The 8,475-nt window shown below is 68.8% G+C and carries 4 protein-coding genes; all 4 read right to left on the reverse strand.

Going from position 1 to position 8,475, the window contains the following annotated elements; all coding sequences use genetic code 11:
• Position 1: 1 nt before the first annotated feature.
• The gene (locus EV691_RS14445) at positions 2-2,731 is read right to left on the reverse strand and encodes a putative virulence factor (protein ID WP_131297530.1); all 2,730 of its coding nucleotides are present in this window, start codon (positions 2,729-2,731) and stop codon (positions 2-4) included.
• A gap of 792 nt (positions 2,732-3,523) precedes the next feature.
• Positions 3,524-6,502 (reverse strand): virulence factor SrfB, encoded by a 2,979-nt coding sequence (locus EV691_RS14455; protein ID WP_131297529.1) that lies wholly within the window; start codon positions 6,500-6,502, stop codon positions 3,524-3,526.
• A gap of 15 nt (positions 6,503-6,517) precedes the next feature.
• A complete protein-coding gene (locus EV691_RS14460; protein WP_131297528.1) occupies positions 6,518-7,993 on the reverse strand; it encodes an SrfA family protein in 1,476 nt (491 codons plus the stop codon).
• Between the two features lie 333 nt (positions 7,994-8,326).
• On the reverse strand, positions 8,327-8,475 hold a 149-nt coding region (locus EV691_RS14465), incomplete at its 5' end, for a transposase (protein ID WP_165901257.1).

Genomic DNA, 8,475 nt, shown 5'->3' on the forward strand with positions numbered 1-8,475 from the left:
GTCAGTCTGCCCGTGCCGATTGGAAGGTGGCGAGGATCCGCCCCAGCGCTTCGTTCTGTTCCAGGGTGATTTCCCGGCCGGCGCTGTGCCCGGCATTTTCCTCGGCGATCCGCGCCAGCGCCACCAGCCAGTCGCCGACATAGCGCCGGGTGTAGTCCTGGGGCTGTTCCGCCAGGCGCGGCAGCTGGCCGTAGGCGATCGGTGCCGGCGGCTGGAACAGCCTGGCGTCGCGCTCGATGCGGCTGTCCGGGCGCTGCTCGAGGGGCTGCTCGATGAAGCCCAGCCAGCCGATGAAGTCGCCGAGCACCGTCTTGGCGGTGAGCACCTGGCGGCCGGCGAGCTGCTCGCGCTTGGTGCCGACCTGCTCGGTGCTGACGATGGCCTGCAGCAGGCGCTGCTCCAGGCCGAGCCGGCTGGCGCCGGTGACCAGCTCGTCGACCAGCGCCTCGACCGCCGGCTTGGCGAAGCCCAGGTAGGTCATCAGCCGCACGTCCTCGGGCAGGTGGCGCAGGTGGCCGATCCACTCGCGCAGCACCGCCTGGGCGAAGCGCGCGTCGCTGCCGCGCGGCTGCCGCGCCGGTGCCGCGGGGCCGGCGGCAGGCGGCGCGTTGTCGCCGAAGGGGTCGAAGGTGTCGTGGCGATCCAGGTCGAGGCCCAGGTTGAGCGCCCCCGCCGCCGGCTTGCCGCCCGGCAGCAGAGGGCTGCCGGCCGGCGCCGGCGTGTCGTCCTCGTCGCCGGCACGCAGGTAGAGCGCGCGCAGCAGGTCGTCGGGCAGCTGCATGCGCTGCAGCAGTTCGCCGAGCAGGATGCGCCGCGGCCACAGGGCATCGGAGATCTGCCGGGCGATCCGCCGCTTGCGTTCCAGCTCGCCGGCGCCTTCGGCCTGGAACCAGTGGCCGAGGCGGCTTTCCAGCAGGTGCAGGACGCCGTCCAGCTGCTCGCGGATGCGCCCCAGCTTGACCTCGCGCAGGGCGACCTGGCGCAGGTAGCGGCCGATCCGCCCCATGCCGCCGTCGTTGAGTTCCAGCATGGCGTCCCAGGCGTCCTCCGGGTCGCGGATGTGACGCTGAACCGTCTCGTCCTCGCAGAAGGTCCGGCGCATCAGCGCCAGCGGCTCGCGCGCAGGTGCGTGGATGGCCACTTCCTGGCCGTCCTCGAGGTCGAGGAAGGTCACCTTGAGGCGCGGCTTGCGCACCAGGAAGCTGTTGTCGAACGGCCGGCCGCCGGCCCAGTCCTGCAGCCAGGCGTATTGGCCGAAGCGCTCGAGCATGGTCATCTTCATCATGCCGCCGCTGCCCCAGCCCAGGCGCAGCAGGTCCTCGCCCTTGTCCAGGTCGCTGCCGATGCGCATGTCGAACATGGTAATCGCCCACAAAAGGCCCGGCTTGCGCCGCGCCCGCTCGACCGGCGTCTCGCCCTGGGTGCGGTCGATCCAGCGGCTCAGCACCGGGCCGACGCTGGTGACGTCGGACTGCTTGTTCGACGGCGTGCAGACGATCAGCACGTTCATTTCCTGGCTGTCGGTGTAGCGCTCGAAGAGGTAGGCGACCTTGCCGCGCAGGATGAGCTGCGCCACCGGGTTGCTGTCCTCGCTGTTCACCGCGCGGCGCACCTCGTCCAGCGACTCGACGCCGAGACGGCCGCGGTAGCCGGGGAAGTCGAGCAGGTCGACCTCTTCGAACAGGGGCTCGCTGGTCGGCTCGACCAGCGGGAAGACCAGCTCGGCGGTGAGCGCCGCCAGCTGCGCCAGGCTCAGCTCGACCTCGCCGCGCAGCGCGCCGTCCTTCCAGGGCCGCACGGCGATGCGCTGATCGCTGTCCTTGCCCAGGCGCTCGAGCATGTCCACGTTCATGATGCTGTCGGCCTGCGACAGCCCACCCTGCGCCGTGGGCCGCACCAGCGCGCTCAGCGGCGCGAAGACCCGCTCGGCGTGGCCCAGGCTGGCCAGCGCGCGGGCAAAGCTCAAGTAGGTGTCGCTCAGCTCGGGGATCTCGCCCCAGAAGATCGAGAACAGCCGGGCGCGGTCCTCCGGCGCCAGGTTCGGCGCCAGCTCGACCGCAGCCGGCCAGTAGTAGGCGCCCAGCGCGCCCAGCGAGCCCGGAAAGCTGCCCTGCAGGTAGTCCCACAGCTCCACCACGGCGTCGGCGTCGACGCCCGGCACCGGGTACGGCTGGCGGCGCTTTTCCAGGTCGCGGAGCAGCTGGCGGATCGCCGCTTCGTCGAGGCGGTAGCGGACCTTCTCGGTGTTGAAGTCGTTGAAGAAGGAGTTGGCCAGGACCTTGGCCAGCTCGATCTCGGCGAACAGCTTGAGCTCCAGCGGGCACTCGGCAGGCCCCGGCCGGGCGGTGCGGCTGAAGCGCGTCACCAGGCCGGTGGCCTCCTTGCCGCCGCCCGGCGGGTTGACGTGGGTGAGGAAGTCCAGCCGGTCGCCGCCCAGGTCGGTTTCCAGCTTGCCGTTGACGCCGGCCGCCAGGCTGGAGATCAGGTAGGACTTGCCGGCCTGGGACAGGCCGAAGAAGCCCACGGTCATCGGCAGTGCGGAGACCGCGCCGAGGCGCCGCGCGGTGTTGCGCACGCGGCGCAGGCTGAGGATCAGGTCGTCCGCCTCGTTGTCCAGGCGCGGCGCGGTGCGGCGCACCTCGTCGATCCAGCGGATCGCCTCGCCCGCCCCGCCGTGGACGGCGGACCAGCGCTGGGACAAGCGTTCGGGGGATGGGTCAGGGTAGGTCATCGATCGTGTTTCCCTGTAGAGCGGGCGAGGCGTTGATGGTCTGGGGCTTCGGTGCAAGACCGATACGCTTTCGCGGCCTGATGCGGCGGGTTGTTTCTGCGTGCTGGCGAGAGGGTTTGGTGTTGGAACGGGGCGCTTTCCTCGGCTGATGCGGCAGGTTTCGCCTTGCACGGCGAGTCACTTTTTCTTGCCTGGCCAAGAAAAAGTAACCCAAAAGAAGGCCACCCCCGTCGTCAGGCCCTGCGCTTCGCTCCGGGTTCCCTCGCTCCATCGCCGCTCCAGGGGCACGGCCCGAAGGGCCATCCATGGCCCACGGGCCTTTCGCCGCATCCATGCGGCTCAACCCCTTGCGCGGCGATTCCGTTCGGCCTGACGAAGGGGGAGCGGGTGCAATCCTCACCTCCGCGAAAAGCAAAGCGAAGAGCAAAAAAGCCTTTTTCAGGATTGACCCCGTACCTGCAGGCAACTCCCCCGTCCCGTTCAGGAGGCCGAGCGCAGGGGTCGCATAGAGGGGCGAGCCGCAGGGATGCGGCGAGAGCCGTAAAGGGGCATGGATGCCCCTTGTACGGCGGCCCCCGGCGCGGCGCCGGAGCGAGGGAACCCGAAGCGAAGCGCAGGGCCGGATGATCGGGCGTGCTTTCTCTTTGGTCACTTTCTCTTTGCACGAGCAAAGAGAAAGTGACTCGCCGTGCAGGGCGAAATCTGTAGGCCGGGCCGAGGAAAATGCCCGGCTTGACACCAAGACCTCCTCGCCAGCCCCCATCAAACATCCTGCTGCTAGCGCCCCACTGGTCATTTCCGAAACACACTCCCACTGTCGAGCCAGTACTGGGACTCGCCCAGCCCGGCGTCGGGCAGGGTGTTGAGCTTCAGGCGCACATGGGTGCGGCTGACCGCGCCGCTGTCCGACTCCACACCGAGCAGTTCGAAACGCTCGCTGCCCTCGGCCGGGTTGCGCGAGGACTTGATGCCCAGGCGCACCTTGAGCACCAGTCCCTTGGACGCCATTTCCTCGCGCAGTTTCGGACTCTCGATGCCGAGGATGTACAGGGGCGCGGCCGACCAGCGCTCGCAGGCCAGCTGGCGGAAGCCCAGACGCATGGTGCCGCGCATGTCGAAGGGGGTGTCCGGCAGGCGGTAGTCAGGGTCGTCCAGGTCGATGTCCCGATAGTAGACGTTGCTGTCCTTGAGGACGTTGTTGTTGTCGATCAGGCCCAGCTGCCTGAGCGTCGAGTAGGACTTGAAGGCCGCCACGCGGAAGTAGAAGTTCGGCAGGCGCAGGCCGCGGCTCAGCAGGCAGAGCATGGCGCCGACCGCCGCGGTGGTCTTCGGGTCCTCGATGCGGTCGAGCTTGTTGAACGGGTACCAGCCGCCGGTGCGGTACTGGTTGAGCGACAGGATGCGCCCCGGTGGCAGCGGCAGCAGCTCGCGGAACAGCGCCTGCACGCCGGGCAGGCACGACGGCCGGCCGGTGAGCAGGAGCACGTCGCAGGGATAGGCGTGCACCACCTCGCAGAGCGCCTGGATGGTCTTGCCGATGCTCATGCGGTCGCCGATGAAGGCTTCGTGGATGCGCCGCAGGCTGACGTCCAGGGGGGTGGCGAGGATGTCGAAGGGCGCGGCCTCGTTGCCCAGCTGGCGGCGCACGGCGCCGGCGACGTAGTCGAGCACGTCCTCGGTGGGGCGCTCGCCGAGCAGTTCGCCAAAGGTGGCGCTGACCCGGCTGCCCGGCTCCAGCGGGTCGTACTGCTCGTAGGACTTGAGCAGGCGCAGGCCGATGGGACCGAACACCTGCAGGGTCAGTTGCTGGCGCAGCACGGCTTCCTGCACCGCCAGCGTTTCGCTGCCGATCAGCCGCGACAGCAGCGCCTCGGGCGTGGCGACACCGGCGCGGGATAGCGCCTCGCGCAGCGCCGGCAGGACGAACTGGCGGATCACGTCGAGCAGGATGTCGTCGCCGGCGACCTTGAAGCCGTCGCGAAAGCGCTGTTCGGGGCTGATGTAGACGTTGCCGCCGACCCCGTCGTCGAGGCGGTATTCGGTAATCACCAAATCCGTGGTGCCGCCGCCGATGTCGATCGAGGCGATGGTCAGGCGGTCCCGGTGCGGCTGGTCCGGCCGCGCCATGGCGGCGAAGAATTCCTCCGAGCGTCCGGCGAAGTTGTTCTGCGTCTCGTTGAACAGGTAGACCACCTGGCCACAGGTGGCCTCGTCCCACTGCACATGGACCTCGGGGAACCAGGGCCAGGCGCTCTCGCGGCTCTTCGGGTCCTTGAGGTCGACGGCGTCGTCTTCCGGATGCCAGCCGAGGCTCTTCCAGACCAGGCCGATGGCCTGCTCCATGCATTTGGCGAAGATCTCGCGCTCCGGCTTGGGCATCGACGGCGGCACGGTGAGGATGATCGAGCGCAGGTGGCGCGGCACACGCGAGTGGCTCATGCGCAAGCGCTGCGAGGGGCTGTTGATCTGCATCAGCGCCTGGCCGAGGACCTCGGAGAGCATGAAGGTCATCAGCGAGCTGCGCGAATAGTGCGGGTGGAACACCGGCATGCGCTCGTCGAACGGCAGGCTGTAGAGTGCCTGGCCCTTCTCGTTGATCAGCCCGGCCACCGGTGCGGCGGTGGCGTGCGGCTCGCTCTCGGTGCGCAGCGCGGCGCAGTTGAAGCGCCAGCCCGGTTCGTAGCCGTCCTCGTCCCACAGATAGCGCTTGGGACTCGACAGCCCGGTCGAGCCCTCGGTGCCGCGCCGGCGCCCGGCCAGGCGCCCGGCCTCGCGGCCGACGCGGGCGATGGTCGGCCACAGGAAGGCCTCGCGGCGGCCGCTCTGCACCGAGAAGTGGTCCTTGCCGAACATCGCCTGGGCGAACTCGACGCGGCTCTCGAAGGGCTCCGGATAGACCTGCTCGGGGCGAGTCAGGTCGCGCAGCTCCAGTTCGTAGCGCTTGCTCAGGCCGTCGTTCTCCTGCGGATGGTCCTCGATCAGGATGCCGCAGGTACGCGAGTTGCCGACGTCCAGCACCATGTCGACCGGGATCGCCTTGTGCACGTCGCTGTCGCGGTTGGACACCACCTTGAGTTCCGGCACCGGCAGGTGGGTGCCCAGCAGGTGCAGCAGGTTGAGGTAGTGCGCCTGATGCTGAAGCTGCTCGCACTCGGCCTGGATGTCGTCGGGCTGCATGCGCAGCGGCGGCAGCCGCGCCTGCTCGCTGAACACCTCGCGCAGCCAGCCGTCGATCCAGCCGAGGTCGAGGAACCAGCCCATCTCGTCGGCCCGGTGGGCCAGCGCGAAGCTGGCGCCGGCGCGGACGTCCTCGCGGGTCGGCGCCAGGTAGGTGGTGGCCTCGCGGCTGTCGAAGACCTTGGTGTCGAAGGCGAAGGTGATGCGGTGGGTGTTGCCATCCGGGTCCTCGCCCTCGGCGAGTTCGACGATGCGCACCCGCGACCAGTTGCTCGGGCCGTCGTCGAAACGCCGCGGCGGACTGCAGCGGAAGAACGGCAGGGGCAGCCAGAGCCCCTTGAGCAGGCGCAGCGAATCCTCGGGCGCCACGCTGAAGGCGGGTGTCACCGCCCTCCCCGGCTCGGCCGGATGGTGGAAGGCATTGCTGCGCGGATCGAACAGCAGGCGGACCAGGGGACCGTCGCTGCGCGGCCGGACGAACTCGCCGGCCGGCTCGCGGCGCAGCTCCAGTTTGACGGCGAAATCCAGGAACTGGATGCCGCTGCCCATGATCAGGGTGATCCTGTCTTCGTAGTCGGTCTTTTCCGGAAACATGCTGCTGTGCTCGCCTCAGTTGCCGCCCTGGCGGATCGACATCGGGAATTCCTGGTTGCCGTAGCGGCCGGTGCAGTCGGCCGCGCTTTGCGCACCCGGCTTGCAGGTCACCTCCGGCAGACGATAGCGGCTGCCGTCGCTGCAGTTGGCCTGTTCCTGACTGGCGATCGCCAGGTTGCCGCCCTGCATCGAGGCGTTCACCGCGCCCGAGCATTGCACGCCGTCGTCGCGGCGGATACTGACCCGGCCTTGGCCGTCCTTGAAGTCGTAGCCCAGCTGCAGGGGCTTGCCGGTCTTGGCGTCCTGGATGCCGGCGCCGGCCTGCCAGTTGCCGTCGAGGAAGCGGGTCGAACCGCTCTTTTGCGCCTCGGGCGGGATGCTCATGGGCTTGGCCGCCTCCTGCGCCTTGGCCGGGTCTTGCTGGGCGGCCTGCAGGTCTTCGGCCGCCTTTTCCTCATCGAGTTGCGGTGGCACCGGCGGCTCCTGCGCCTCCTCGGGCTTCGCCTCAGGTTCCGCTTCTGCGGCCGGCTCGGGCAGCTCCTCGGCCGTGGCTTCGTCCGCGGCGGCTTCCTCCGCAGCGGACTCGTCGAGCGCAGGATCGTCCGTCGCGAGCTCGCTCGCTCCGGGTTCGCTCGACAAGGCCTCCTCGATCGGCACGTCCTCGACAGCCGTTTCCTTGCCCGGCACCTGCATGTCTTCCAATGCCTCGGTTTCCACCCCGGCGACTCCGGCACGGCCAGAGATCCCCTCCACTCCCACGACGCCCTCGTGCCGCCGGACATCCAGCGGCGCCTTTTCCTCGGCCGGCAGACCGGGCAGGTCGACATGGGACAGCTCGAACGGCAGTTCGACGTTCGGTGCGCAGGCGCGCATGACGAATAGCAGCAACAGCAGGAGCAGCGGCAGAAGCAGCAGCCACAGCCAGCGCTGCCAGCCGGATCTTGCGGCGACCGCGGGGGCCACTGGCGGAGGCGAGGCGATGGCCGCCGCGACCGCTGCGGCCGGCCTGGCCGTCTGCAGGCAGGCCAGCGGATCGTCCGGCTGGGCCGCCTGCTGGCCGGTGAAGCCCCAGAAGGTGATCACCGGTTTGCCGTCGACCAGATAGACGTGGTTGGCATCGGGAAAGTGCAGGGCCTTTTCCAGCAGGCGGCCGAAGACCTGTTTCTCCCGGTTCTGCGCATCGTTGCGCATGCTTTCGCCGGTGGCGCGCAGCTGAGCCTGCATCGCCTCAAGCCGGGCATGGGCCTGTTCGCGCTCCTCGGGGGTCGCCGCCGACCAGGGCACCACATCGCCTTCGATCGGCGCGTACCAGTCGATGCGGTCGCCGGTTTCGTTGGTCTGCGGGATGGCCAGGCAGTCGGCCGCCTCGCGGTGCATCTTCAGGCGGATGGCCTCGCGCAGCTGCAGCGCCACGCCATGGACTGGCTGACCGTCGACGCCGAGCGCCCTGAACTCCCGCAGCGTACCCGTACGAAGCAATGCACCCGGCATCCTGATTATCCTTTATTCCCGGCCGATCACGGCCTTGCTGAACGATGGAGACGCTCCCGACTCGGGCAAATCTCCCGAGCCGCCAGGGGGCTCCGATGTACGGGACGGCACAAGGGACACCTCGGCAACCCCGTCGACGGGAAAGCGTGCGGCGCTGCGCATTTTCGCCCGGCCGCCGCTTCGGAAGCAAACTGCCCGGCCTGCGCCGAAGCACGGGGAGGGCCGAAGGGCAACACAACGGAAACCGGCAGAAACGCCGGATCAGGCGCCTTTCGGCAGACAGGGGGCTACTCCGTGCCCGCTCCGGGCGGGTTGGCCAGGAAAGAAAAAGGTTCATCGCATTTTCCCGGGGAAGGCGGCCTTGATTTTCAGGAAGAAGTACTCCTCGTCCCGGAAACCGTAGGCCATGCGCTTGATCACCTTGATCCGGTTGTTCACTCCCTCCAGCAGGCTGGTGTGCATGTGGAATCGTGCACTGGCCA

The sequence above is a fragment of the Azotobacter chroococcum genome (genome assembly GCF_004339665.1).
GTDB lineage: Bacteria > Pseudomonadota > Gammaproteobacteria > Pseudomonadales > Pseudomonadaceae > Azotobacter > Azotobacter chroococcum.